Origin of the sequence: Filifactor alocis ATCC 35896 (assembly GCF_000163895.2) — a bacterium.
GTDB lineage: Bacteria > Bacillota > Clostridia > Peptostreptococcales > Filifactoraceae > Filifactor > Filifactor alocis.
Window position 1 is genome coordinate 937216 of record NC_016630.1, and the last position, 26526, is coordinate 963741.

26 protein-coding genes are annotated in these 26526 nt (G+C 35.2%); 12 read left to right on the top strand and 14 right to left on the bottom strand.

Annotation, left to right across the window (positions count from 1 at the left end):
- Positions 1 to 6 precede the first annotated feature (6 nt).
- The 3 genes from HMPREF0389_RS08730 to HMPREF0389_RS04235 all read right to left on the bottom strand — a co-directional run bounded on the left by HMPREF0389_RS08730 (position 7) and on the right by HMPREF0389_RS04235 (position 2027).
- Positions 7 to 378: an ATP synthase subunit I gene (locus HMPREF0389_RS08730; RefSeq protein ID WP_049770201.1), complete on the bottom strand. Its 372-nt coding sequence runs from the start codon at positions 376 to 378 to the stop codon at positions 7 to 9.
- 70 nt (positions 379 to 448) lie between these two features.
- Positions 449 to 667, bottom strand: coding sequence for an AtpZ/AtpI family protein (locus HMPREF0389_RS04230; RefSeq protein ID WP_014262450.1), 219 nt, complete (start codon positions 665 to 667; stop codon positions 449 to 451).
- Between the two features lie 496 nt (positions 668 to 1163).
- Entirely contained in the window at positions 1164 to 2027 is an 864-nt protein-coding gene (locus HMPREF0389_RS04235) for a hypothetical protein (protein ID WP_014262451.1), read from the bottom strand.
- A 394-nt stretch (positions 2028 to 2421) separates the two neighbouring features.
- Between HMPREF0389_RS04235 and ruvC the strand changes: the two genes are divergently transcribed.
- The 11 genes from ruvC to HMPREF0389_RS04290 all read left to right on the top strand — a co-directional run bounded on the left by ruvC (position 2422) and on the right by HMPREF0389_RS04290 (position 13880).
- A complete protein-coding gene (gene ruvC / locus HMPREF0389_RS04240) occupies positions 2422 to 2913 on the top strand; it encodes a crossover junction endodeoxyribonuclease RuvC (protein ID WP_014262452.1) in 492 nt (163 codons plus the stop codon).
- Between the two features lie 80 nt (positions 2914 to 2993).
- A complete protein-coding gene (ruvA, locus tag HMPREF0389_RS04245) occupies positions 2994 to 3590 on the top strand; it encodes a Holliday junction branch migration protein RuvA (protein WP_014262453.1) in 597 nt (198 codons plus the stop codon).
- A gap of 37 nt (positions 3591 to 3627) precedes the next feature.
- Complete coding sequence (ruvB, locus tag HMPREF0389_RS04250; RefSeq protein WP_014262454.1) at positions 3628 to 4641, top strand: Holliday junction branch migration DNA helicase RuvB; 1014 nt, start codon at positions 3628 to 3630, stop codon at positions 4639 to 4641.
- A gap of 9 nt (positions 4642 to 4650) precedes the next feature.
- Positions 4651 to 6051, top strand: a complete 1401-nt coding sequence (locus HMPREF0389_RS04255; RefSeq protein ID WP_014262455.1) for a SpoIID/LytB domain-containing protein — start codon at positions 4651 to 4653, stop codon at positions 6049 to 6051.
- Positions 6052 to 6112: 61 nt separating this feature from the next.
- Complete coding sequence (gene queA, locus HMPREF0389_RS04260; RefSeq protein WP_014262456.1) at positions 6113 to 7135, top strand: tRNA preQ1(34) S-adenosylmethionine ribosyltransferase-isomerase QueA; 1023 nt, start codon at positions 6113 to 6115, stop codon at positions 7133 to 7135.
- Positions 7136 to 7171: 36 nt separating this feature from the next.
- A complete protein-coding gene (gene tgt / locus HMPREF0389_RS04265) occupies positions 7172 to 8293 on the top strand; it encodes a tRNA guanosine(34) transglycosylase Tgt (protein WP_014262457.1) in 1122 nt (373 codons plus the stop codon).
- Between the two features lie 122 nt (positions 8294 to 8415).
- Positions 8416 to 9348: a DNA-methyltransferase gene (locus HMPREF0389_RS04270; protein ID WP_014262458.1), complete on the top strand. Its 933-nt coding sequence runs from the start codon at positions 8416 to 8418 to the stop codon at positions 9346 to 9348.
- A gap of 316 nt (positions 9349 to 9664) precedes the next feature.
- Positions 9665 to 10159 (top strand): D-glycero-alpha-D-manno-heptose-1,7-bisphosphate 7-phosphatase, encoded by a 495-nt coding sequence (locus HMPREF0389_RS04275; protein WP_014262459.1) that lies wholly within the window; start codon positions 9665 to 9667, stop codon positions 10157 to 10159.
- Between the two features lie 606 nt (positions 10160 to 10765).
- A complete protein-coding gene (gene yajC / locus HMPREF0389_RS04280) occupies positions 10766 to 11035 on the top strand; it encodes a preprotein translocase subunit YajC (RefSeq protein ID WP_041250799.1) in 270 nt (89 codons plus the stop codon).
- Between the two features lie 178 nt (positions 11036 to 11213).
- Complete coding sequence (locus HMPREF0389_RS04285) at positions 11214 to 11717, top strand: gamma carbonic anhydrase family protein (protein ID WP_014262461.1); 504 nt, start codon at positions 11214 to 11216, stop codon at positions 11715 to 11717.
- Positions 11718 to 11738: 21 nt separating this feature from the next.
- Positions 11739 to 13880 (top strand): protein translocase subunit SecDF, encoded by a 2142-nt coding sequence (locus tag HMPREF0389_RS04290; RefSeq protein ID WP_014262462.1) that lies wholly within the window; start codon positions 11739 to 11741, stop codon positions 13878 to 13880.
- 405 nt (positions 13881 to 14285) lie between these two features.
- Here HMPREF0389_RS04290 and trhA read toward each other — a convergent pair whose 3' ends face one another.
- A complete protein-coding gene (gene trhA, locus HMPREF0389_RS04295) occupies positions 14286 to 15083 on the bottom strand; it encodes a PAQR family membrane homeostasis protein TrhA (RefSeq protein ID WP_083799676.1) in 798 nt (265 codons plus the stop codon).
- A gap of 460 nt (positions 15084 to 15543) precedes the next feature.
- Between trhA and HMPREF0389_RS04300 the strand changes: the two genes are divergently transcribed.
- Complete coding sequence (locus tag HMPREF0389_RS04300) at positions 15544 to 16077, top strand: DUF1836 domain-containing protein (protein ID WP_014262464.1); 534 nt, start codon at positions 15544 to 15546, stop codon at positions 16075 to 16077.
- A gap of 160 nt (positions 16078 to 16237) precedes the next feature.
- Here the strand turns inward: HMPREF0389_RS04300 and HMPREF0389_RS04305 are convergent, their stop codons facing one another.
- From HMPREF0389_RS04305 to HMPREF0389_RS04350, 10 genes are all read right to left on the bottom strand, one after another.
- Positions 16238 to 16480 carry a hypothetical protein gene (locus HMPREF0389_RS04305; RefSeq protein WP_014262465.1) on the bottom strand — a complete coding sequence of 81 codons (243 nt, stop codon included), beginning with the start codon at positions 16478 to 16480 and terminating at the stop codon, positions 16238 to 16240.
- 447 nt (positions 16481 to 16927) lie between these two features.
- Entirely contained in the window at positions 16928 to 18076 is a 1149-nt protein-coding gene (locus tag HMPREF0389_RS04310) for a 2-hydroxyacyl-CoA dehydratase subunit D (RefSeq protein WP_014262466.1), read from the bottom strand.
- A 12-nt stretch (positions 18077 to 18088) separates the two neighbouring features.
- Positions 18089 to 19417, bottom strand: coding sequence for a 2-hydroxyacyl-CoA dehydratase subunit D (locus tag HMPREF0389_RS04315; protein WP_014262467.1), 1329 nt, complete (start codon positions 19415 to 19417; stop codon positions 18089 to 18091).
- Between the two features lie 69 nt (positions 19418 to 19486).
- A complete protein-coding gene (locus HMPREF0389_RS04320; protein ID WP_014262468.1) occupies positions 19487 to 20296 on the bottom strand; it encodes an acyl-CoA dehydratase activase in 810 nt (269 codons plus the stop codon).
- Between the two features lie 328 nt (positions 20297 to 20624).
- Entirely contained in the window at positions 20625 to 22382 is a 1758-nt protein-coding gene (locus tag HMPREF0389_RS04325) for an acyl-CoA carboxylase subunit beta (RefSeq protein WP_014262469.1), read from the bottom strand.
- A 39-nt stretch (positions 22383 to 22421) separates the two neighbouring features.
- Positions 22422 to 23219, bottom strand: coding sequence for a glutaconate CoA-transferase subunit B (gene gctB, locus HMPREF0389_RS04330; RefSeq protein WP_014262470.1), 798 nt, complete (start codon positions 23217 to 23219; stop codon positions 22422 to 22424).
- Positions 23220 to 23232: 13 nt separating this feature from the next.
- Positions 23233 to 24186: a glutaconate CoA-transferase subunit A gene (gctA, locus tag HMPREF0389_RS04335; protein ID WP_014262471.1), complete on the bottom strand. Its 954-nt coding sequence runs from the start codon at positions 24184 to 24186 to the stop codon at positions 23233 to 23235.
- Between the two features lie 196 nt (positions 24187 to 24382).
- Positions 24383 to 25522, bottom strand: a complete 1140-nt coding sequence (locus HMPREF0389_RS04340) for a sodium ion-translocating decarboxylase subunit beta (RefSeq protein WP_014262472.1) — start codon at positions 25520 to 25522, stop codon at positions 24383 to 24385.
- Between the two features lie 12 nt (positions 25523 to 25534).
- On the bottom strand, positions 25535 to 25924 hold the full coding sequence (locus HMPREF0389_RS04345) for a biotin/lipoyl-containing protein (protein WP_041250800.1): 390 nt from the start codon (positions 25922 to 25924) through the stop codon (positions 25535 to 25537).
- Between the two features lie 81 nt (positions 25925 to 26005).
- A complete protein-coding gene (locus HMPREF0389_RS04350) occupies positions 26006 to 26311 on the bottom strand; it encodes an OadG family protein (protein ID WP_041250801.1) in 306 nt (101 codons plus the stop codon).
- Positions 26312 to 26526: the final 215 nt, after the last annotated feature.

A 26526-nucleotide genomic window follows, 5' to 3' on the forward strand; every position in this document is an offset into this window, starting at 1 on the left:
CAAACATTATATAGAATTTCTAAAAATAAATTTTAGAAAATTGCTACCCAAAATTACTACTTTCAAAAGAAACAACCCTATCACAACTCCCGGTACATTCACATAAGGAGAACGGGCAGACAAAACCAAAACAGCTCCAACAATAAAAAATCTAATCATATATTGAATTATTGCATACCTTTTTGCTCGAGTCTCTTCCATACGGACTGCTTTTTCAAAACCAAGTGCCATTTGTCTAAAATTAAGTAAAGAAATAAATGTTCCTAAGAATATACCTAAAATCATCTTCTTACCGGAATTCGTAAAAAAAAAGACCATGATTGAAACCGCAATTGCAAGCATAATTGTTTGCATGCTTAACTTGAATTGAAATTTCAATATGTCTTTCCTCAAAAAAATCACCCCGAATACTGTAAATTTTAGCTTAAAACAAAGTCCTATACATATACTACTTCATAAATCTTCGCAATAACTTGTAGACGTTGAAAATTCCCGCGCATAATCCAATCAACAGAAATAAAATCATCCCGGAATGAGAAAAACCATAACACTCCTCCAGATACTTTGATAGATAAATCATCACAAGAATCGGAAAAAGAAAAGAAACTCCAAGTTGTGTCAAAAGAGAAAGCACATACAAAATTTCTTTCTTCATACTATTCTTCATTTTTTCCTCACAGTCTAACAAAAAAACTATCCCTAGTTTTGTTCTCACTTACTCTTCAGAATATATTTGCATACGCTAACTATTATACTACACATTCACAAACATTTCTATCTACAAATATGTAAAATAACAAAAATTTTAGAATTCGACAAATGTGAAACAAATAGATTTGTTAGTATTTTCAGTTTATTTAGTTCGCAACAAAAGTAAGTATTTCAAAAAGATATTCAATATTTGAACAGAAGTAATCTAACTATTCATAATACTAACTGTATCATACCATAAATCTGCAAAGAAAAAAAGTTTTTATGAATGATCAGAAATAAAAAGTTCTCATAATTTTTTCTGCTACGACAATATTATGTAATGTGTATTTCTCATGATAGTATACCAAACTGAAATTATCATAGAAAATAAATACACAGATACTCATGAATAAATATAAAAATACCGGAACAGCATACCACACTATCCCGGTATTTTAACATCAATACTCTTAATATTTAGAAATATAGCATTTATATCTATCGCTTGATTCTCTGTAATTTGCAGTTGCAATTTCCTTCATATCTTTATTGCTGTCAGTTTTAGAAGCTTGGAAAGATACCTCAATCTCATAGTCATAATAATTTTTCAACAAATCTTTTACTACACTGATTACATTATCTTTTGCTTCATCAGAAAACTCTTCTTCCAAGTAGCTCATTCTTCTTCCCTTTATAATATCATTCCATTCACCGGCATCCAATTTTTCTCGAGCTGTCAGTGTCAATTTTACGCGATTTCCGCTGATTCTTACATCCGGATCAAAGGTAAAACGACTTGAATACTCACGAGTAGAGATTTTTACATTTTTCAAATCACTGCTAATATCTCTTTCCAAACTTCTTCTGTCACTGGAAGACATATCTTTTAACAATTCATTTCCGGAAGACTTCTTGTTCTTCTTATTAGAAGAATCACTTGATTTCCCTGAAGATGTTTTTGCCTTCAGTTCTTCATTTTCTTTTTTCAAAAGTATATTTTCGTTTGTTAATTGTGCTATTCTTTGATTCAATTGTGCTACTTGCACAGGGTCTTCTGTCTGTTTTGCACTCACTGTCACAGTTTTGGTAGGTCCATTCCAATCGATATCAACTAACCCCAGTTCACTCAAAGATCTTACAGATAAGTAAGTGTATCCGTCATCTGTTGCAAATGGCTTTAATGCTTGATTTTGTACTATATAAGGAGACCCGTTCGCAACCATGTTGATTGCATAACTTACCTTTTTATTTTGAAACAGTCCTGCACCAAAAGAAAATGATGTCACTCCAATAACAGATGCCATTGCCACAACTGCAATTTTCTTAATTTTCATATTAAATCCCTCCTAAATAATTTATGACTGATTACCTATACCAATCATACAACAAATTTACAAAAATGTGAATTACAGTAAAGTTACAATTAAGAAAAATATATCCCGTATTTTGTAATATTTATTTTACAAATATACGCCAATTGTAAAAATAGATACTTCTCACTCAACAGAAGGCTTTTTTACTGTCTTTTTTCAATTCTCACTCCTATAAAAGTAAGACAAGCTCCTTTAGTTATGGTATAATTGACACATGGTTTTGAAAAATTTTATAATTTATTTTTATTAGGGCAATGCTAACAAAATTCTTATCTTCAATTTTGACGATAAGCGTTTAGTCGAATATGTAAAAAACAGATGAAAATTAGCACTGTGATTTAAGGAAGGGAAAATTGTGATTGTTTTAGGGATTGATCCGGGGTATGCAATTGTCGGATATGGAATTCTTGACTATAACGGAACTTCATTTCGAGTCATTGATTACGGAAGTATCGAAACGGATGCAAAAGAACCGTTCGTAGATAGAATTCAACGAATTTATAAAGGACTGTGTTTTTTAATTGAGAAATATCATATTGAAGAAATGGCAATCGAAGAATTGTTCTTTTTTAAGAATGCAAAAACAGTCATTGATGTTGCACAAGCTCGAGGCGTTATGCTACTTGCTGCCAAAGAGCACAATATCCCCGTCTACGAATACACACCCTTACAGGTAAAACAGGGAATTTGCGGATATGGAAAAGCACCCAAAGAACAAGTTCAACAGATGGTAAAAACAACCTTGCGTTTAAAAGAAGTCCCAAAACCCGATGACACGGCAGATGCTTTGGCAATTGCGACAAATCATTGTCATACGAGTCGATTTTCCAAACTATTTCAAGTTTGATATTTGACAATCCCCTTCTCTTTCATAAACTGACAAAAGAACATTTCACAATATTCATATATAAAGGAGCTTATATTATCATGATAGGACTATTATACGGAGAAATTGAAGAACTGTCCTTAGACAGTATTCTGCTTGTTTGTAGTGGAGTCGGATATGAAATTCAAGTTTCTCAAAACACAATGGAACATTGTAAACAACATTCTAATATCCGATTGTATACAAAAATGATTGTTCGGGAAGATAATATTTCTTTGATCGGATTCTTTGAAAAATCAGAGAAAGAATTGTTTGAACAGTTGACTTCCGTATCAAAAATCGGTCCGAAAGTAGGATTATCCATTCTATCGACTTATCAAGTAGATCAAATCAAATCCTATATCGTTACTGCAAATATTGAAAAGCTCTCCAAAGTATCCGGAGTAGGCAAAAAAACAGCCGAACGAATTGTATTAGAATTAAAAGATAAAATTTCACACTTTGAAATTGACAACGATGCAATAGAAATTGCTTCGCCCATCAACCAAACAGAAGATGATGCGATAGAAGCTCTCGTAAGTCTTGGCTTTTCTAAAAACGAATCTTATGATGCAGTCCAAGAGGTGAAACAACAGTATACAGCTCAATCTCTCGATGAATTAATTCCTCTTGCACTTTCTAAACTGAGTAAGGTTTAACAGTATATTTAAATAATAAAACAGAATGGAGACTATTATGTTTGAAGATAATGAAAGATTGATTAGTTCGTCTTTTCAAACAGAAGATATTGAAACAGACTATTCACTACGGCCACGTACTTTGGAAGAGTACATCGGTCAAGACAAAGTAAAATCACAATTAGATATTTTTATACAGGCTGCTCGACTTCGTGGCGAAGCATTGGATCATGTGTTGCTCTATGGTCCGCCGGGACTCGGAAAAACAACGCTGTCCTACATCATTGCGAATGAGATGAGTGCCAACATCAAGATTACCTCAGGTCCTGCGATTGAAAAATCAGGTGATCTAGCCGCAATTTTGACAAATCTATCTGATGGAGATGTTTTGTTCATAGACGAAATCCATCGATTAAATCGCACTGTAGAAGAAATTCTATATCCGGCAATGGAGGATCGATGTCTTGACATCATCATAGGAAAAGGTCCCTCGGCACGCTCTATTCGAATCGATTTACCGAAGTTTACATTGATAGGAGCAACAACACGAAGCGGGATGTTAACTTCTCCGCTAAGAGATCGTTTCGGTGTCATCTTAAACTTAGAGTTGTATTCTGCCACAAATCTTAAAAAAATTATTTCCCGTTCTGCACAAATTTTAGAGATTTATATTGAGGAACAGGCAGCGGAAGAAATTGCAAAACGTTCAAGAGGAACTCCTCGAATTGCCAACCGCCTTCTAAAAAGAGTAAGAGATTATGCGCAAGTAAAAGGAGACGGAAATATTTCTCTTGCAATCACACAAGAATCTTTGCTTGTCTTTGAGGTAGACGAAGAAGGATTAGATATTGTGGATAAAAAAATACTATGCAGCATTATACAAAAATTCTCCGGCGGTCCTGTTGGAATCGAAACATTAACCGCTTCTATCGGGGAAGACAGAGAGACCGTTGAGGAAGTCTACGAGCCTTACCTTATCCAAAAGGGATTTTTGAATCGTACTCCTCGAGGAAGAATGGCAACAGAACAGTCTTACCGTCACTTAGGTTTTGAAATGCCTGATAAAAAATAGGAGTTCAATATGAAACAAAAACAAAAAATATTACTCATTTTTATGTTGTTACTGTGGTGCAATACCATCATCAGTTTTGCAAACAACAATTATGACAATCACTACAAAGTTAGGATTGGGTTGAAGTATGCATCCGGTGCAAAAAATAACTATTCTGTGAACATCGAACAGGTACAATTAAACCAAAACTCGATTCCTGTTATTCATTCCAACCGAAATGCCAATCGCGTAGAACTTGGTTTTGTATATCTCAGCCGTTCTTACTCCACAGAATGGGAAGCAAAACAATCTTCTTCCGAAAGTTTTGTCTGCTATTACAAGGACACCTATTTTAACGCAACTCTGTCAAAGAAAGGCAACCTTTCCGTTCCTGTAGTATTGGTAAAACAAAACGACTCTATCCTGTTTGCCTTTGATCCGAAAAAGGATATTACCCTATCTTCTTCAAACAACAAATTTAAGATAGAAAAGAAAGAATATCGCGGAGAATTGGAGCTTCTATCAAACAATTCTTCATTGACCGCAATCAACTATATCGGACTTCAAGATTATCTCTATGGCGTATTGCCAAAAGAAATATCCCCTGAATGGGAACTGGATGCTCTTAAGGCACAAGCAATCTGTTCTCGAAATTTTACTGTCACAAATATGGGTAAATTCAAAAAGTACGGATTTGATTTAGACACCACAACCACTTCTCAAGTATACGGAGGAATTGCTGCTGAGCACCAAAGAACAAATCGTGCAGTAGATGAAACAGAGGGAGAAATCGGATACTATCAGGGAGAAATCGCCTCTCTCTTCTTCCATTCAGAAAGCGGTGGACAAACAGAAAGCAGTGAAAATATTTGGGGAATGAAAAAACCTTATCTCATAGGAGTAAGCGATTCCTTTTCTAACAACGGTTCCTATGCAAATTGGACCTATTCTATCAGCAAATCAAAATTAGAAGGAATCCTATCCCGTTCCGGTCAATCTGTCGGAAAAATCAAGAACATTTCCATTGATGAAAAAACAGAAAATGGTCGTGCAAAAAAAATTACCATTTATGGAACATCCGGAACCCGCAGCTTTACAAAAGAGTCTTTCAGAAGACTGATTGGGACTACTACAATCAAAAGTATGTACTTTAATTTTGCAGACACAACTCCATCATTGCGTCCTTCGTCCAATGACCTGGACAATATTTTTGCGGATTTGAGTAACTTGTTAAACAAAAAATCATCCTCTCCGATATTACTTCCAAGTGAATCGATACAGGTCAGCTCATCAGATCCTATCATCATTGTAGGTCACGGTTTTGGACATGGTGTCGGAATGAGCCAATTTGGTGCAAATGCTATGGCAAAAAAAGGAAAAAACTACAAAGAAATCATCTCTTATTATTTTAAAGGCGTTAATGTACAATAAGAAAAAGAATAATCCGTCCATTTGATAAAAATAAAGAAAGAAAGAAAGGATTTTTACCACATTGAACACAAAAGATTTTTATTATGATTTGCCGGAAGCATGCATTGCTCAAGAACCTCTTAAACAAAGAGATTCATCTAAATTGCTTCTTTTAGACAAAAAAACAGGAGAGATAGAACATAAGCATTTCAAAGACATTACTCAATATCTGAAAAAAGGAGATGTGCTGGTTATGAATAATACTCGTGTGTTACCGGCACGTCTTTTTGGAACAAAAGAAGACACCGGCGCAAATATTGAACTCCTTCTATTAAAAAGAATGGATTTGACTACATGGGAAGTTATGGCAAAACCGGCAAAACGTTTGAAAATAGGAAATATTATCTTTTTTCATCAAACACTTTCTGCTGTTGTAAAAGAAATAAAAGATGAAGGAATTAGAATCATTGAATTTATATATGACGGTATTTTTGAAGAAATATTGGATATGCTTGGAACAATGCCTCTTCCACCCTATATTCACAAAAAATTGGAAGATAAAGAGAGATATCAAACTGTATATTCTAAAGTAGACGGTTCTGCGGCAGCTCCGACAGCGGGATTGCATTTTACCAAAAAACTTCTTTCTGAATTACAAGACATCGGTGTCCAATTAGAATATGTAACTCTTCATGTAGGTCTTGGGACTTTTCGTCCTGTTATGGTTGAAGATGTCACAAAACATCATATGCATACAGAGTACTATGAGATCCAAAAAGATGTTGCACAGCGAATCAATCAAGCCAAAGCAGAGAAAAGACGTATTATCTGTGTAGGTACCACTTCCGTTCGAACTTTGGAATCTTCCGCTCGTGATGGAAGGATATCTGAACTTTCAGGATGGACTGATATCTTCATCTATCCTCCCTATAGATTCCAAATGGCAGATGCCTTGATTACAAATTTTCATCTTCCGGAGTCTACACTATTAATGCTTGTCAGCGCACTTGCAAACAAAGAATTTATTATGCATGCCTACAAGACAGCGATTGAACAAAACTATCGTTTTTTCAGTTTTGGTGATGCTATGTTCATTCACAATTGAAAAACTTACCTACTTATCAACCTATTTGGAGGACTTATGAACGCTATTAAATATGAACTAATTAAAGTATGTAAACAATCCGGCGCAAGACTTGGAAAACTGCATACCCCACACGGTACGATAGACACTCCCGTGTTTATGCCTGTCGGAACGCAAGCCACCATAAAATCTATGACACCGGAAGAATTGAAACAAATGGATGCTAAAATCATTCTATCCAACACCTATCATCTCTATTTGAGACCTGGGCACCATCTTGTTGAAAAGGCAGGGGGACTGCACAAATTTATGAATTGGGATCGTGCAATCTTAACCGATTCAGGTGGTTTTCAGGTATTCAGTTTGGGCGATTTAAGAAAAATAACAGAAGAAGGAGTTACCTTCCGTTCCCACTTAGATGGCAGTAAACACTTCTTGTCTCCTGAAAAAGTGATGGAGATTGAAAATGCACTTGGTGCTGACATCATCATGTCATTTGATGAGTGCACACCCTATCCTGCCGACTACAACTATACCAAAAATTCGATGGAACGAACGCTGAGGTGGGCAGAAAGAGGAAAAAACGCTCACAAAAAAACTGATGTACAAGCATTATTCGGTATTGTGCAAGGCGGAATGTATAAAGACTTGAGATACGAATCCGCGATGAGAACACAAGAAATCGACTTTCCGGGATATTCCATCGGTGGGCTCTCCGTTGGAGAATCAAAAGAAATGATGAGGGATATTTTGGAGCATACCGCCCCGCTTCTTCCTACGGATAAACCGCGATATTTGATGGGAGTAGGTTCACCGGATGACTTGATTGACGGTGTGATTCGTGGTATCGATATGTTCGATTGTGTTCTTCCGACAAGAATTGCACGAAACGGAACTGCCATGACAAGTCAAGGGAAAGTCGTGGTGAGAAACGCAAACTATGCAGAATCCTTTGAGCCGTTAGATTCACACTGTAACTGCTACACTTGTCAAAACTATTCCCGTGCCTACATTCGTCACCTTGTAAAAACCAATGAAATCTTAGGCGCTCGATTGATTACGACACACAATCTTCATTTTTTAATTAACCTGATGAAACAGATTAGAGAAGCAATTGCAGAAGACAGACTTCTTGATTTTAGAAAAGAGTTTTTTGAAAGTTACGGTTACCAACTTTAAACTAATTTCTCCATGTTAAAACCGTTATCTTGCTTGATAAGCTTGATACTAATCCACTTTCTCTTGTTTACCTATCAAGCAATTGTCTTCTGACGTTCTATCAATAAAGAGAGGCAACTATTATGAAAGCAACCAGAAACAAAACAATAGATTTAAGCGTTGAAGAAGGGCAGAAATACTTAAATCGATGTATTACACTCGAACAATCCGCTCCTCTGTCATCCGTTTTGGATAAAACCATTTTAGGCGATACATTCGATACAATACCATATCTCCCCAAAAACTTTGTTGATTTGCTTATCGTAGATCCTCCCTACAATCTGGATAAAAATTTTAACGGAAAACAATTCAAACAACTGAATGATACCGATTATGAGGAATATACAAAACAGTGGATTCAAAAAGTGATCCCTCTTCTAAAAGATACGGCAAGTGTTTATGTTTGCTGTGATTGGAAATCCAGTCTTATCATCGGAAACATACTCAAACAATACTTTTTTTTACAGAATCGAATTACGTGGCAAAGAGAAAAAGGCCGTGGAGCAATGTCTAACTGGAAAAACGGAATGGAGGATATTTGGTTTGCAACAAAATCAAAAAACTTTACTTTTCATGTAGAAGATGTCAAAATCAGAAGAAAAGTTCTTGCGCCTTACCGAAAAAACGGCAAGCCGAAAGATTGGGAAGAAACAGAAAACGGAAAGTTTCGAAATACTTATCCCTCTAATTTTTGGGATGATATCTCTATCCCTTATTGGTCAATGTCCGAAAACACAGCGCATCCAACACAAAAACCGGAAAAACTTCTTGCAAAATTGATTCTTGCAAGCTCCAACCGTGGCGATGTTGTCTTCGATCCGTTTTTAGGTTCCGGCTCTACTTCGGTTACCGCAAAAAAATTAAATCGTCACTTTGTAGGAATTGAACAGAATCCACAATACTGCATTTGGACGGAAAAAAGACTGGAAATGGCGGACAACAATTCTTCCATACAAGGATATACAGAAGGTGTGTTTTGGGAAAGAAATACCTTTCGAAATCAACAAAATAAATGAACCGCCCAACAAAAAATATACCTAATCACTATTTTATACTAAACTTCAATAGACAAAGTTTTGGTAATTTCCTTCAGAAAATACAGATACACTTTGCTCATTAACAGAACGATTTATAAATCGTTCTAACGAATTTTAGTATTAATCTTGAAAGTATTCGATTACTTTTCCAATTATGGTAATAGAAATGTGCCTGTAAGTAGTAATCGGTTTCCTAATAATTATTTTAAATTTGATTTTTGCTCACAAACTGATGTTTTTTTCACAAGATGTATCAATAAAAATAATGTTGATTTTAGAAAAATGCGAGGTCGTTATGAAAGTTGCTTTTTTGGACAGAGATGGAACAATCAATTTAGATTATCCTGACATGGATTGGAAAAATGTTGAAAATCCTATATTGTTAGACGGAGCAATAACAGGAATGAAGCTTCTTAACAACCAAGGGTTTGAAATAATTATTGTTAGCAATCAATATATAATAGGAGAAGGTGTTATTACCTTTGAACAATTTAATAGTTTCCATAATCAGCTATTAGAAGTATTAGCAATTAACAATATAAGGGTATTAGATAGTTTTATTTGCCCTCATTCAAGAACTGATAATTGCGAATGTTGTAAACCTAAAACAGGTTTGATTTTACAGGCTATTGAAAAATATCCACACATTGATTTATCGGAATCTATAATGTGTGGGGACTCTGTTAGCGATTTGAAATGTGCAAAGACTATGGGACTGAAATTCTATGGTATTGATTTTGGAGAAAATGCAATCAAGGATTTATCTTGTCTTCCTACTTTGGTTCGATAAATGAGTTATAATACCAGAAGCCTAATTAAAATACCGAAAATTCAAATTTGAAGGAAATGACTGTTCAATCTCATTCTCTTCGAAATGGGATGAACAAGTTGATGGAACACTATAAAAAGGGACAGAATTTTGAAACTATAAATAATAATTGTAAATAAGTATGGAAAACAACAACAGATAATACTATCAATCAAAAAAGACAGTTCCATTTTTATGAATAAAACAGTATGCGATTCTTGTCTGCGAACCATTTACTTAAAGTTTTCTACATATCCCGATAACATCAATTTTTATCTATTTTAATTTTAATTAACTCCAATACATTAACATTATGAAATAGAAATTTTTTTTCCATTAAAAACCAAACAAAACATAGCTCTTTTCAAAACATATTGTTCCCCTTTCTATAATTATGCAAAAATCAACCTGTTCGGATATTGTCTCCACATAAAAATAATATTTGAATTTCATCACAAAGTATTGTATTATTTTTTTAGAAATAATTGTGATAAAAACTTACTTGAAACAACATTTGGATTTCTATTTTTTATAAGAAATTTATTTTTCTGTTCAAAGTAATCCAACATACATTAGGAGGTGACAAAGATGACGACACAACAACTTCTTTCTTACGGACTTCCCTTCTTTCTGTTAGGAATTTTCTATATTCTTTTGATTCGTCCACAACAACAGAAAGACAAACAAGTCCGTGTCATGCGAGAAAATTTGAAAGTAGGCGATGAAATTACAACGATTGGAGGAATCAATGGTCGTATTGTAAAACTATCTGATACTTCAGCAACAATTGAAGTCGGCTCTGACCGTACCAAACTTACCATAGAGCGTTGGGGAATTGGAAGAAAAAATGAAAAGTAACAAAAAATATGATGTTCAAACTCTTTCAACATATCAAAATGACTAAGGAATTTGATTGATTTTTACATCAAAATTAGGTATAATAAAGAAGTTGTGGTTGTAAATATCTATTTGTATTGATAATGGATATTTCAATGTATTCTATTAAAAATGTATCTTAGCAAAGGAGGTTTTTATCTTGATTAAAGAATACGGAACATTCAATCCCGATTTATCTCAACATTGTTTCATCGCAGACAGTTCCGATGTTGTCGGAAATGTATCGATTGAAGATAATAGTAGTGTTTGGTTCCATGCAACCATTCGTGGCGACCTTGATTCCATTACTATCGGAAGCGGTACTTGTTTTCAAGAACAATCTGTTGTACATACAACAACAGGTTACCCTGTAGAGATTGGAAATAATGTCATCGTCGGTCATGGAGCAATTATTCACGGTGCCAAAATAAGAGACGGCGCATTGATTGGCATGGGTAGTATTTTGATGAACGGTGCCATTGTTGGGGAAGGCTCTATCATCGGTGCGGGTAGCTTGGTGACTGAAAACACGATAATTCCTCCCGGCGTAGTAGCTTATGGAAATCCTTGTAAAGTAATTCGTAATGTTACCAAAGATGAAAAAAAAGATATCGAAATAAGTGCTAAAAGATATGTTGAATTATCAAAAGAATACATTAAATAAATTTTTGGGAGGAATATTATTATGAAACAAAGTAAGACAAAGAGTATGTCCATATTCTTTCTTGTTATCTTACTGATTGCATCATTCGGCTTAGCCGCAATCAAAGGGGTTAATGTCGGTTCAAAGACATTCGGAAATGTAAAATCACAAATTCGTCAAGGTCTTGACTTAAAAGGAGGTTTCTACGTTGTATATGAAGCAGAAACCGATGCAACCGGAGATGAATTAAATCGTATTATGGACCAAACCATTGCCGTATTTAGAAAAAGAGTTGACGCAATGGGATTAACAGAACCTTCTATCGTACGTGAAGGTGAAAAAAGAGTTCGTATTGAACTTCCCGGTGTGAAAAATGCAGAAGAAGCCATGACTTCTATCGGAAAAACAGCACAACTGATGTTTGTAAAAGAGGATGGAAGTGTTGTATTAACAGGAAAAGAAGTGAAAGACTCACAAGTTGCCGTTGATCCGAAAACACAAATTCCTGTTGTTACACTTGAGTTCAACGATGAAGGAACAAAAGCTTTTGCAGAAGCTACTGCAGAACTTGCTCCGACAAAAGGTAAAATTATGATTATTTTGGATGATCAACTTATTTCTGCACCATCCGTACAAAGTCCGATTCCGAATGGAAATGCGGAAATTAACGGAGACTTCACATATGAAAGTGCAAGTACATTATCCAGCTTAATTCGTGGCGGTGCGTTACCTGTAAACTTCAAGGAAATCGAAAGCTCCGTTACTACAGCTACATTAGGAGATAAAGCACTTCAAAACAGTATCAAAGGAGCTCTTTTAGGTATTCTTTTGGTTATGTTACTGATGCTTGCCGTATATCGTCTACCCGGATTTATCGCTGATATCGCACTTGTTGCGTATATGTTAATTGTTGCATATGTATATGCCGCATTGCATGCCACATTAACATTACCCGGAATTGCTGCTGCTATCCTGTCAGTCGGTATGGCAGTAGATGCAAATGTTATCATATTTGAAAGAATTAAAGAAGAAATGAGAAAAGGAAAATCGATTCGTATCTCTATTGAAAGCGGATTCTCTAAAGCTCTTTCTACCATTTTAGACTCTCAAATCACAACTTTCATTGCCGGCGTTGTGCTGTATTACTTTGGTACAGGACCAATTAAAGGGTTCGCATTGACATTGATGATAGGTATTCTTGCCTCTATTTTCACGGCAGTATTTATTACCAAGCTATTGTTAAAATCATTCATCAATGCATTCCATATCACCAAGACAGAATATTTTGGTGTAAAAGTTGGAATGGATAAAGAATCTAAACTTTTTGATTTTATGGGTAAGAAAAAAATCTTCTTCTCAATCTCTGCTATTGTCATCATAATTGGATTAGCTACATCTACCTTCTCAGGATTAAACTACGGTATCGACTTTACAGGTGGTACCACAATGGGAATCAACCTTGGAAAATATGTTGAAACCACAGAAATCAGAGAAATTACTAATGAAATTGATCCAACCATGTCTATCAACTACTTGGGAGAAAACAAAGATTCGGTTGAATTAAAAACAATCAAAGACTTAGATAACGCAGAACGAAAAGCAGTATTTGAAAAATTTAAAACCAAATACAACTTAACAGATGATGCATTCTATAAATCATCTCAATTTGGACCGACTGTAGGAAAGGAAATTAAACATAAGGCATTTACATCTGTAGCGATTGCAACTTTCTGTATGCTGTTATATGTTTCATTCCGTTTCCAATTAGCATACGGAATCGCAGCAATCATTGCATTATTACATGATGTATTAGTGGTATTTGCCGTTTATGCGGTACTTAGAATTCCTCTAAACTCGCCGTTTGTAGCAGCAATGCTTACAGTAGTAGGTTACTCTATCAATGATACCATTGTTATCTTTGACCGTGTTCGTGAAGAATTAGGCGGTAGAAGAAGTAACTTGGAAGAGGTAGTAAACAAATCGATTTCACAAACATTAAAACGTTCTATCAATACCTCTTTAACAACACTGCTTGCAATTTTATCTCTATACATTATGGGTGTAGAATCCATTCGTGAATTTACACTACCGTTGTTAGCAGGAATCACAGTAGGAACTTATTCTTCTGTTTGTATCGCCGGAAGTTTATGGGTTATCTTAACAAAAAAACTTAGAAAAGCATAAATAAACAAGAAGTTCAACCTATCTAAAAAATAGATAAGTTGAACTTCTTTTTATATTACTTTATTCAGCTTAACTCAAATTGCATTCTTATACTATTCTCCGTTTAAAATGCCTGGTATGCAGAATGTACAATTGCTGAAAAATAATTTGGAGAATCATATAGTTCAAAGTATTCAACCTGTCAATTCTAATAGCTAATATTATTAATATCCATTTATTACAGTCAAATCAAGATACAATTCTATAGACTCACATCATATTGTAGCAATACAATCCATATTAAAGATGTATTTTATACCTCTTTTTATACATTACTATTCATAAATCATATTCAAAATACAAGTGGTAATTACCACAACTCCTGCTATTTTAGGTAAATATTCTCTTTATTGTACGCGATTCATCTTAGTGGATTGGAAGATAATACATTAAAATAAAATGGCATAAACTTCCTCCCATGACAAAAACATGAAAAATTTCATGTGCTCCGATATATTGGAAACGATTGCGAAACAGTTGAAATTTCATAGCATAGATAATTCCGCCCAAAGTATAGATAATTCCGCCGGCGAGCAACCATAAAAAGCCCTGTTTCGATAAATTCGAAACAATTTGCGGAACGGAAGAAATACAGCTCCAACCCATGGCGATATAAATAATCGAAGAAATCCACTTTGGACAATTGACCCAAAATCCAGTCAATGCAATACCGACAACCGCAATTATCCAAACAAAAGCGAGTAATCGAACTCCATGTCGGTTAGCAAGCGCAAGTAGGCAAACCGGTGTATAAGAGCCGGCAATCAGAACAAAAATCATCATATGGTCAATTTTTCGCAATATTTTATTCGCCTTTTTTGAGATATTGAATGTGTGGTATGCACTACTTGCTCCATACAACAGTATCATACTCAACATAAAGATGCTGACACTTATCAAAGCAGTATTTTTTGCGCCGTGTGCCGCAATATGCGTCAATATCATTGGCATCAAAAAAATACATGTGATAAAAGCAATAAAGTGGGTAAGTGCACTACCCGGATCTTTTACGCGAAAAGGAAAAGAAATCGCATCCGACGTTGAATCGGAAGAGTAATATTTTTTATTTTGATTTAAATCAACGGAATCTGTATTGTTCAATTTGCTGATTGTTTGCGATAAATCGTTACAAGATTTTGTTCTTTTGTTTTTTTTGAATATCATACAAAGTCATCCTTTCCAAATAATATTCATCGGTTTATTAAAAACTTATATTAGGTTATTATAAAAGCTATTATAGAATTTGTCAAGCTATTATTAAAAACATAAGGCTTGGTCTGATTGACTGAATGTTGTACATCAAGTATAATGAGAAACAGAAACTGATACAAAAACCTAATAGATTATAGATAAATGAAGTATCATACAATGATAAAAATACCGTTTAACATTCTTGTTTAGAGAGATTGGATGGCTAATTTTTGGGTCTAAACAGGTGTTAATATGTAAATTGAGCGTTTAATTTATACCATTACTGCTCCGTTTTTACTATGTGGTATAGCTTTTACCACTTTGCCGGAAAAATGAATAATTTGTCTAAAATAAATTTTGACAAATTATTTTCGATAAACCTGTCAGTTCAAGAATTTTCAATTTGTGATGAAATAAAAAGGAGTAATGTTCTATGCATGAAAAACAAAAAGAAGAGATGCTTTTATCCATTCGAGATTTTCGATTGCCGAAGTATGACGAGATACCCGATGTCGGATTATTTTTAGAGCAAACGACAAAGTATATTTCAAAATATGTCGAACCGTTACAGGATATCACACTTACAGGTTCAATGATTAGCAATTATGTTAAACAAAAAATCATTGCAAAACCGATAAAAAAACAATATTTTACCGATCAGATTGCATATTTGATTTTTATCGCGATTGCAAAATCAGTACTTTCTTTAGATGATATCCATTTGTTCATTCAATTGCAAAAAAAAACCTATGACACTAAGACTGCATATGAATATTTTTGTAACGAGCTGGAAAAAGCTATTCCGTATGTATTTGGAATTGGAGAATATCCTGAAATCAATAAAGAAGAGAACAGTCATGAAAAAATCATGCTCCGCAATACGGTTATTACCATTGCACACAAGGTCTATCTAGATAAATGTTTTGCTTTGTTGCATGAAGAGCGTAAAGAAGAAAATAAGTTTTGATATGAATATTTGGTAGAGAAAAAGGATTGGCAGGAAGTGATCAAAATAAAGGCAGTACTTTTGTTCATAATTATTACTGTGATAATATGGATTGAATTCATCATTTTCTTTATCAAATCTCTGAAACTTTAGATATATTGTCATTTTCTTTAGCTTAAAACTATACACTGATTATTGCCTGTACCAAAACATAGATTCCGGAACATAATAAAACAACATACATCATAAACTCTCCTCTACGTTCCTTATAGCCATACAGATATCTCAATTTAACACAAGAATATCCTGTTAGAAACGATCCCACATAAAATAAAAACTCACCACTTTTTTTATCCAAAAGAAAAACAACTATAATGAAAATAAAGAAGCCTGTGCGCAAATCTCTATCACTGTCACCTTGCATATATTATGACCTCCACTAAAACTCCATATCTAATCCCTATTATTTTTACAGGCAAACAAAACTCATAGAAATTACAATTTTATCTGAAACTATTATAAATATTTTCAATATCTTAAAATATTACTATGTTACCAAATCTTTCATTATACTGATATCTATTAAAACCCATATTAGTAATCCAATCTCTATGAGTAATACTTCTTCTGCTATTATCATGTTCACAGTATATTGCATCTATATGTACTCTATTATGTTTTAATATAAATCGCTGATTAAAGTTATCATAAAAATCCGTTTTTTATACTATTATGGTTTCTTCTCTTTTTCATCATCACACACTGTGTCTACATTTTAAAATAGTTTTTCATATTAGTATTATATAAAAAACCATTAAGTAAAAGGCAGTTGCATGTTGCGACTGCCTTTTCTTCCCTTGATTGCAATATCTTAGAAACGGTTCATTTGAACAATTTCATTAAATGTTTCTAATTGTGTTTTTACTTGTCCGAAGTCAACCATTTGTTGATCATATCCCATTTTAATCAACGGAATTCCTTCTTTTTCAAACTCTTGTTTCAATGATGGGTATTCCATTTCTTCTGTATCATTGAAGTTCATCATAAATAGTAAACATCCGTCAGCATCATTGTCTTTTACCAAATCTACTACATATTTTGGTCTCTTGAAGATGTCAGGATCGTAAAGAATCGGATCTTCATCCATCCTTGCAAATTGATCGGACAATGCCATCATCGGATCTTCAATTGTCATATCAATGTCAATTTTCAGAGCTCTTGATTCATGTGCTACATCATCTGCAACAACTGCGATTTTGTAATTATCAAACACTTCTAATAATCCCGGGTTGTCTACAATAATACCGCTTGTTACTACTCTTGGTCCATCCCAATCTTCTTTTGGCATAGCTTCCAATTTATCATTCAATTCTTTCAACATTGCAGTATTTTCTTCTTTCAACATAAAGTAACCGCTTTTTAGTACATAGCAACGATCAGATGCTTTTACTGTTTGTGGATGATCAGCAGCCAATTTGATAAATCTTCTTTTTTCCGCTCTGTTTTCATTGTAGATTGCAAAAGTCTTCTTTAAACTTTCGTCTGTAATTTTTACATCACAAATTTTTTCTAATTCTTTTCTTGCATTGTTAAAGATTCTGGCATTATATACTCTACCGAATTCTTCTTTTCTGTGTTGTCCATGGTTCAAAAATACCATTGGAATCTTACGTCCGGCACTTACTTTATAGTTTTGAGAAAAAGGTCTCAAAGTATCGTCTAATGTTGTAATCATTGACGCGGAAAGACCGTCTAATGTTCCGTCTAACGCCATTTCTAAGCATCTAAGTGCCAATGAATAATAGAAAGTCGGGAAATATTCTTTTGCTTTTTCAATAGGACCTTGTCCACCCCATACTCCAAAAGGAACCAATCCACCTGCGTGTGCAATTTCTTCCGGTGCATAGTAAGGAAAAATCCCTACTGCTTTTTTTCCTTCTGCCAAATATTTATCCAATTGTTTTCTTGGATTATTGGCATAGTATTTGAATTGATCTAATAATTCTCTTACTTCGCTCATCTCTTTATCCTCCTATTCAATTGTCGTTTTTGACCAGTCAGTTTCTTTTGTGTTTTCAAAGTTTGTATAAACTTCTTCACCATTTTCCATACGTAATGCTTTTCTTTCGTCCATAATCTCTACTAAACCTTGTACTCTTGTATTGTATTGTTCCGTAGAGAAGTTTCTTTCGTCTGCTTGGTCTCCGTCAAAGTGAACAACAGGAATTCCTAAGTCTTCTTTCCATCTTCTTTCAATTTCAGGCATTGCACCACTCCATGGTTTACAGCTACGGTTGTAGTTTACTAATGCACCGCTGATTCCGTTTTCTTTTGCCATGGTCTCACGCCATTCAACACCGGTTTCAATACATACAGAACATGGTGCTTTACAGTATGCCGCTGCCATTTCACGAATATTTTCGTATCTAAATCCAAATGCAGGTGCATATACAACTGCAGTTACGTTAACACCGTTATTTTTCAATGGTTCAAACAAAGGTCTAAGACCCGGCCAACATGGAATTCCTTCAAATAAGATTCTGTGTTCTTCAGGATATTCCCATGTAGAAGTACCCTCTTTAATTGATTGTTCAAATTCTTGTGCAAGTAATTCAAAACCAATCGCAGCTTCTTCTTCACAACGAGCAGCCACGATATCAGCCATGTGATTGAATAAGTCAAAACCACTTAACGGAGATGGTTTATATGACATATAGTTACAAGATTTTAGCCATGCTGCAGCTGTTCTGTTTGCTCTGGCACATGCATCCTCGAATTTCTTTTCATCAAATTTTTTACCTGTCAATTCTTCCAATTGTTTGATTGCATGGTCGAATTGGCCAATTAAGTAATCCACTTTTTCTTCCGGTGTATCCACTGTATTCGAAAAAGGAATATCTACCATAATCAACGGAATATTATGGATACGAGCGATATTTTCATACCATTTTGTCATCATATTACAAATGTTGTTACAGCAAAGCAAGAAATCCGGTTGTGGCATTTTACGAGAATCTGTAGGTTCTCCTGCAGCAAACGCCAAACTGATTCTTGCATATCCGCAAATATCATTGTCATATCCCATATCTTCTGCTGCTTGACAAAGTCTCAATCCATCTTTTTTTGCTGCTGTAGTAGCTGCATGGTTTTCAGGATATACAACATTCAAATCGAATGCTTTTGCCAATTCGATTGGGAATTTAGATGAACTCCAACCAACCAGTTCTCCTCTTTTCTTCGCTTCCCAAGCTTTTCCATACACCATATCTACTACCCCTCTTAAAACAGCAGCAGCGGGTTTATGTCCTTCAATTGGTCTTGGTTTCTTTCCCGGAATTTTTTCTAATACTTTCTTAGCCATTGTTTACCTCCCCCTATTTTTAAATATATTACCTAACATTTTTATATGTGTACACAACACACTATTTGCTTATTTTTCACCTTTACGCAATGCTGCTTGATATTTTTGATAAGCAAATAATGCTGCACCTAATGCACCGTTTAATTGGCAATATTGACTTGTTTGAATCTTATGACCAATATTCTTTTCTAATGCTCGAACCATACCTTTGTTCAGAGCAACTCCACCGGTCATAACAACATCATCTTGAATTCCCACGCGTTTTGCCAAACTTCCTACACGACTTGCAATAGAAGAGTGAATTCCTCTTACAATATCTTCAATTTTTGTTCCTTTTGCTAATTGAGAAATAACTTCTGATTCAGCAAAAACTGTACAAGTAGAACTGATTGTAACTTCTTTTGTTGCTTTTTCATCTAAATCTTGCAAGTCACCTACGCCCACTTCAAGAACTCCCGCAATAACATCCAAGAAACGTCCTGTTCCGGCAGCACATTTGTCATTCATAACAAAATTATCTAACATTCCGTTTTCTCCGATTCTCAATGCTTTTGCATCTTGTCCACCTATATCGATGATAGTATGCACTCTTGGAAATAAAAAGTATGCTCCTCTTGCGTGACAAGAAAGCTCTGACATTTGGAAATCTGCTTCTTCTAAAGAGTTTCTTCCATATCCTGTTCCTACAACATACTGAATGTCCTCTCTCTTTAATCCGCATTTTTCCAAAACACCGTTAATTGCGCGAGAAGGACCTGAAGTTCCTGCTCCTACATCAATCGTAATGGTATCCAGAATTTTTTTACCGTTTTCTAAAATAATAGCCTTGGAAGCTGTTGAACCAATGTCAACTCCCATCGTATAAACTGTATCCCCCATATTCCACTCCTTAACTTAATGATAGATAAAATATACTCCTCTCTAAAGATACCCTGTATCACAAAAAATAAACTCTTCTGCACTACTAATATCACTAAAAAACAGTACACTTCTCATCTATTTATGTTATCACAAATATGGCGTTGTTTCAACCAAATCACATATTCTATCTTCTGTTTTTTATAAACTTTTCAGTATAATATACATTTTTTCAACTATGTATTTCTTATATTACACAAGATTATGATTTGGAAAATATTTTAACAAACACAAATTTTGTCCTGTATCTTACGACACAGGACAAAATTGTAGAATATAAAGTTACTCATTATTTTGTAAAAGTTTCAAAATCACGCATTACACGAGGTGTCAACATTTGATGCATTGCACAAATAGATCTTGGATTTTGATAAGCTGCATTTGTAAATGCATGAATATAATTTCTTAACATCGGCATATCAACAATTTCATCAACCATACCTTGTTGTGCACAGAAACTTGGTCTTGATTTTGCTGTGTATGCTTCAATCAATTTATTCATTTTTTCAATTGTTCCGTCTAATGGTTCTCCTGCTTTATAGTCTTTTACTAAACGTCTGGAGAACATTGCAACAGATGCTGTTTCACCTGACATTACATAAATTTCTGTAGCCGCTGTTCCCAAAGAGAATGCATTTGTATTATTTCCTTGAGGTCCTCCAAGTACATAGTGAGCTGCAGCTGTACCTTTACGCAGTGTAATTTCCATTTGTGGAATTCCGGAGTTTTCGATGGAGTAAATCAAAGATTGTCCTAAGCCTAACAATTCTGCTCTCTCTGCATCGTCTCCTACATCAATTCCTGTTGTATCTTGAATCCAAACCATTGGAACTCTATCTCTTGCACATAATGTAACAAATTCGTTCATTTTGATTAAACCTTGACGATATAGTTTTCCACCCATACCAACAGAGTTTTGTTTGTATTCAGGGTAGTTCATCAAAAGTCCTTGTGTATTGGCAACAACCCCAACCAACAATCCGTCCATCTTAGCGAATCCGGTAATCATTTCAGGTCCATATCCTTTTTTGAATTCCATGAATTCACTGTTGTCAAAGATTCTTCCAAGTACATCATACATATTGTATGCTCTTTTTGGATTCATTGGAACAATACTGTATAATTCTTCAGGATCCAATTGTGGAGGTTTTGGGTCATCTACACGGAAGAACTCTAAATCATAAGCAGGTTGATAGCTCATATATTTGCGAATTCCTGCAATTACGCCCTCTTCTTCTTCATATACTTCTCTGAAGAATCCTGTTTCGGCATAGTGAACACCTATTGCTCCCGGAGGCGCTTGTTTCACTGCATTCAAGTTAGACTGAATGATTTGTTCAGCACCTTCTTGATCAATATATCCTTTTGGATTCATTCCTCCTAAGATTCCCGCTCCACCTACTGCCATGTTTGCATCTTTATGAGCAATTAGGATAGTAGGACTGATACTGTGATATCCACCACCTGCAGGGTTAGTTCCGTAAATACCTACGATTACAGGAATACCCATTTGTGCTAATTCAGCATTTCTATAGAACGGTGTACCACCACCACGACGGTTTGCGTACACTTTTTCTTGTTCATCCAATTTTACGCCACTACAGTTTAGAACATATACCAATGGAATCCCTAAAATTTTTGCAGTGTCGGATGCACGAAGAAGATTTTCAGCTTGTCCCGGAATCCAAGCTCCTGCTAATTTTTTGTTGTCAGAAGCAACAACAACTGCCCATTTTCCCTCAATTCTAGCTAAACCTTTGATAATAGCTGTAGAATGATGTTTATTTCCTGCAGGATCAAACAAACTGTTTAATGGACACCATGTTCCTTCATCAACTAACATTTCAATTCTTTGCATAGCAGTCAATTGACCGGATTCGTTCAAAGATTCATCGGAACGACCTGCAGATTGTGCTTCAAAAATAAGGTTTCTGATTTCTTCTTCTACTGCTCTTAATAATTCTTCATTTTCAGCATTTGGCGCTACAAGCGGTTTCCCTACTGTAGGCATTTGTTGAAAATATGATCTCATTGAATATTCTCCCATTTTATTCTCCTTTTTTACATCTATACTTAAGAGTATTTTTTATTCTTCTACAGGAACTTTAATAAATGCTTGTCCCGGGTCAATTTCTTCACGAATCATACGAATAACATTTTCATCCGGAGCATCTAATAATACAGCTCTGGATACATCAATATCAAATCCTGTATTTTCAATTACATCTTCCGGAGAAGAGGTTGGATAATATCCGGCAAGATACATACGTTTTGTTTTTTCATCAAATTTCAAAACGCCGCGATCAGTAACAACTGCCATCGGTCCTCTGTTTGAAGGAAGACCTAATTTAGCACGTCCATCCGGTCCGTCAATCCAACCAGGGCTTGTTACATAATCAATTTTGTCAATGAAGCGACGTTTTTCGTGTTGCATCATGATAACTGTATTTACAAATGTAGCAATACCGTTTGCTCCACCACTACCTGTAAATCTTGTTTTTGGATTATGATAATCTCCGATACATGTAGAGTTTACATTTCCGTATGGGTCAATTTGTGCTCCGCCGATAAAAGCAATCATTCTGTTTTCATCATGTAACCATTCATTTGTTTCGAATCCGATGAAACGAACATTTGGCCATTGTACAGCACAGTGTGCCATTAAACGGTTGTCCCCAACACTTCTTGGAACCTCGATTGGTGCACAGTCCATCAATCCACTTTCCACAATCAAATTACAGTTTGGAGCAAAGCATCTTTTTGCAAGAGAAGCTCCAATCAACGGAAGTCCTGTTCCAACAATAACAATTTGTCCGTCTTCAATTGTTTTTGCAATTGTAACTGCTTGCATTTCTTTATTTGTATAATTTTTGTAGTTCGCCATTTTTATGTCCTCCTTACTTATTCAAGTTTTCTGAATATCCAAGTCCCGGAGTATTTATCAAATTAATCAAACGGGATGCACCTAATTTATCCAAGTATTCTTCATGAGTTTTTACTCCATATACCCATTCATCAACGAATGCTTTGAAGTCTTCATCTGTCTTACTTGCTTTATCATATGCAATAAAATAATCTTTGTCATAATCATAATAGTTATAGCATTGAGAAGGGTGCGCTCCCTTTGGTGCATGAACAACTGCATCTACTACAAAGCATGGAATAGAGTTAGCTGCAGGATTTTTTCTGATTTCTTCGTTACTTACTAATTCTTCGCATGTAACAATACAATGTTTTGCAGCAATTGCAATATCAATATCATGGAATTCATCCCCTTCAATAGAACATGTACCGTCCGGAGATGCTTTTTGAACGTGAATAATTGCTGTATCGATTTCAGGAACCGGAACAGCTACTACTTTTTCTCCCTTTTTGAATGGATTTTCTACATAAACAAATTTATCATCAGGCAATTTTTCAACTGCTTCTCTCTGTTCTTTGCTGATTCCCCACATATCTGTCAAACCGGATCCCATCATTAAACGAACAGGTAAATATGGTAATCCCAGAGATGCAGCATGCAACATTAACATTACAACGTCTTGAGAGTAGTCTTCCATAAGAATTTCACCTTTTTCAACTGCTTTTCTAAATCTTCTGGATACATTTGTATATCCGGAGTTAGCTGTGTAGCAGTTAATATATGCCTTTACTCTTCCTTCTCCGATTAATAAGTCCCAATCTCCACCTGCAGGACCTGCTTCAACAATAAAATCTTTTTGTCCTTGACGTAAAATTTCGTGTACCGCAGCATACGGTTTTCTGTTAGTTGTGAAACCACCAAATGAAATATGGTCGCCACTGTGTACAAATTTTTCGATTGCATCATGTAGTGTATATACCTTACTCAATGAAAAAACCTCCTTTAGGATATTTAGTATAATAAATATTAATATGTTCCTGCCAATTCCCACAATTGGCTTTTTATGTAGCAGAAGAACTCTCCTGCTATCAGTGATGATATAATCATATCATCTGTTTATACATATGGCAAGAGAATAAGTCTTTACTCTCTCGCCACACATTAAACTCTTATTCAAATGATTTCTAACCGAACATTAACAGGAAGAAACCGGCTGCTACTGCTGATCCGATTACTCCGGCAACATTTGGTCCCATTGCATGCATCAACAGGAAGTTTGTTGGATTTGCTTTTGCTCCCTCTACTTGTGATACACGAGCTGCCATCGGTACTGCAGATACCCCCGCCGAACCAATCAATGGATTAATTTTTCCACCTGTAACTACACAAAGCAATTTGCCAAGCAAAATTCCTCCCACTGTAGAGAATGCAAATGCAAACAGTCCCATTGCAACAATTGCAAGTGTTTCCAAACGAAGGAACAACTCTCCGTTTGCAGTAGCTCCAACTGTAACACCAAGCATGATAGTTACAATGTTAATTAAAGCGTTTTGTGCAGTATCGGACAATCTTGCTACTACACCGGATTCTCTAAATAAGTTCCCTAACATAAGCATACCAAGTAGTGGTGCTACAGAAGGTAATAATAATGAACAGAATACAACTACGACAATCGGGAAAATAATTTTTTCTACTTTAGAAACTTTTCTTAATTGTCCCATTTTGATTTTTCTTTCTTTTTCTGTTGTCAACAATCTCATAATCGGCGGTTGAATCATAGGAATCAACGCCATATAAGAATATGCCGCCACTGCAATCGGAGCCATCAAATGTGGTGCCAAAGCATTTGCAAGGAAGATTGATGTAGGACCATCCGCTCCTCCGATAATTCCAATTGCCGCTCCTTCAGGCCCGGTGAATAATCCGGTTGCGATTGCAAGTGTAAATGCTGTATAGATACCTAATTGAGCTGCCGCTCCTAATAACAAACTGATTGGGTTCGCAATCAACGGACCGAAGTCTGTCATTGCACCTACACCCATGAAAATCAAACATGGGAATACATTTGTTTTAATCCCGATTTGTATTACTCTTAATACACCGTGTTCATAAATGTTGCTTCCTTCATACATTAGCCCTGCTGATGGTAAGTTCGCTAACATTACACCAAATGCGATTGGCAATAACAATAATGGTTCGAATTTCTTAGCAATTGCACAATAAAGCAATAGAAAAGAAACGATAAACATTATTACATTTTGAATTGTTAATGCAGCAAAACCGGATTGTTGTAACAGGGCTTTCATGACTTCTAAAAAGTTCATAAAAGTGCCTCCTTATTTCAATACTACTAATGTTGCATCAGTTTCTACTGTGTCGCCTTCTTTTACTGCAACAGATGCTACAACACCGTCTGCAGGTGCTACAATTTCATTTTCCATTTTCATAGCTTCCAAAATAATAACTAGTTGTCCTGCTTTCACTGCATCGCCTTCTTTTACTTTTACTCCAAGAATTGTTCCCGGCATTGGGCTTGTTACAGTGTTGTCTCCCGCAGATACAGGAGCTGCTTTTGGTGCTGCAGGTGCCGGTGCTGGTGCTGGTGCTGCAGGTGCCGGTGCTGCAGGTGCTGCTTTTGCTCCCATTGACATCGGTTTATATCCGCCACTCACTTTTTCTACTTCTACATCGTATTGCTTTCCGTTAATAGTTACTACATATTTCATAATAAGTTCCCCTCTTTTCAATTTTTTGTTATTTTTTGTTTTTTCTATCCACATTCCTAAAAGGCTATGTAAGTTAGAAAGTTAAGCAATTTCTGTGATTTCCACAATTCTAAACTTATCTACCGGCAGTTTCATTTCTTCACTGACCGCTGCTACAATTGCTGCATAAGTTTCGTCATTTTCATCTGTTGCCACCGTTGTTTTCGCAGCAGCAGCAGGCGTAGCACTCGCTTTTGGCTCTTCTTTTTTTCCAATTCCTAAAGCAAGCAATACCTTTGATACAACAATAACTGCAATCGCCAACGAAATCAGCGTCAAAAATACAGTTGAAAGCCCCATCGCAGAAATCGTAAAAGCATTCGCCAAATTGACTTCACCTATCCACATACACACACCCTCCTTTGCTCAAGTAAATTCAATTGATTTTTTTCGCAACATTTCATATTATGAAATGTATTCCAAATTACTCCTTAAACATTATAGCAAATTTACTATATTATCGCAACACCATATTCAAGGATATTTTTAGATAAAAAATTCAAAAAACATCATGCTTTTATTTTGATTTTTTATCCAAAATATCCCATCACTTTTTCAAAGAA

What these genes read in the sequence shown, in the direction of transcription:
- HMPREF0389_RS04230 (WP_014262450.1), bottom strand. Translation starts at nt 667, where the DNA reads ATGAAGAATAGTATGAAGAAAGAAATTTTGTATGTGCTTTCTCTTTTG.
- HMPREF0389_RS04235 (WP_014262451.1), bottom strand. Translation starts at nt 2,027, where the DNA reads ATGAAAATTAAGAAAATTGCAGTTGTGGCAATGGCATCTGTTATTGGA.
- ruvA (WP_014262453.1), top strand. Translation starts at nt 2,994, where the DNA reads ATGATAGGACTATTATACGGAGAAATTGAAGAACTGTCCTTAGACAGT.
- ruvB (WP_014262454.1), top strand. Translation starts at nt 3,628, where the DNA reads ATGTTTGAAGATAATGAAAGATTGATTAGTTCGTCTTTTCAAACAGAA.
- HMPREF0389_RS04255 (WP_014262455.1), top strand. Translation starts at nt 4,651, where the DNA reads ATGAAACAAAAACAAAAAATATTACTCATTTTTATGTTGTTACTGTGG.
- tgt (WP_014262457.1), top strand. Translation starts at nt 7,172, where the DNA reads ATGAACGCTATTAAATATGAACTAATTAAAGTATGTAAACAATCCGGC.
- HMPREF0389_RS04270 (WP_014262458.1), top strand. Translation starts at nt 8,416, where the DNA reads ATGAAAGCAACCAGAAACAAAACAATAGATTTAAGCGTTGAAGAAGGG.
- HMPREF0389_RS04275 (WP_014262459.1), top strand. Translation starts at nt 9,665, where the DNA reads ATGAAAGTTGCTTTTTTGGACAGAGATGGAACAATCAATTTAGATTAT.
- yajC (WP_041250799.1), top strand. Translation starts at nt 10,766, where the DNA reads ATGACGACACAACAACTTCTTTCTTACGGACTTCCCTTCTTTCTGTTA.
- HMPREF0389_RS04290 (WP_014262462.1), top strand. Translation starts at nt 11,739, where the DNA reads ATGAAACAAAGTAAGACAAAGAGTATGTCCATATTCTTTCTTGTTATC.
- trhA (WP_083799676.1), bottom strand. Translation starts at nt 15,083, where the DNA reads ATGATATTCAAAAAAAACAAAAGAACAAAATCTTGTAACGATTTATCG.
- HMPREF0389_RS04300 (WP_014262464.1), top strand. Translation starts at nt 15,544, where the DNA reads ATGCATGAAAAACAAAAAGAAGAGATGCTTTTATCCATTCGAGATTTT.
- HMPREF0389_RS04305 (WP_014262465.1), bottom strand. Translation starts at nt 16,480, where the DNA reads ATGCAAGGTGACAGTGATAGAGATTTGCGCACAGGCTTCTTTATTTTC.
- HMPREF0389_RS04310 (WP_014262466.1), bottom strand. Translation starts at nt 18,076, where the DNA reads ATGAGCGAAGTAAGAGAATTATTAGATCAATTCAAATACTATGCCAAT.
- HMPREF0389_RS04315 (WP_014262467.1), bottom strand. Translation starts at nt 19,417, where the DNA reads ATGGCTAAGAAAGTATTAGAAAAAATTCCGGGAAAGAAACCAAGACCA.
- HMPREF0389_RS04320 (WP_014262468.1), bottom strand. Translation starts at nt 20,296, where the DNA reads ATGGGGGATACAGTTTATACGATGGGAGTTGACATTGGTTCAACAGCT.
- HMPREF0389_RS04325 (WP_014262469.1), bottom strand. Translation starts at nt 22,382, where the DNA reads ATGGGAGAATATTCAATGAGATCATATTTTCAACAAATGCCTACAGTA.
- gctB (WP_014262470.1), bottom strand. Translation starts at nt 23,219, where the DNA reads ATGGCGAACTACAAAAATTATACAAATAAAGAAATGCAAGCAGTTACA.
- HMPREF0389_RS04340 (WP_014262472.1), bottom strand. Translation starts at nt 25,522, where the DNA reads ATGAACTTTTTAGAAGTCATGAAAGCCCTGTTACAACAATCCGGTTTT.
- HMPREF0389_RS04345 (WP_041250800.1), bottom strand. Translation starts at nt 25,924, where the DNA reads ATGAAATATGTAGTAACTATTAACGGAAAGCAATACGATGTAGAAGTA.
- HMPREF0389_RS04350 (WP_041250801.1), bottom strand. Translation starts at nt 26,311, where the DNA reads ATGTGGATAGGTGAAGTCAATTTGGCGAATGCTTTTACGATTTCTGCG.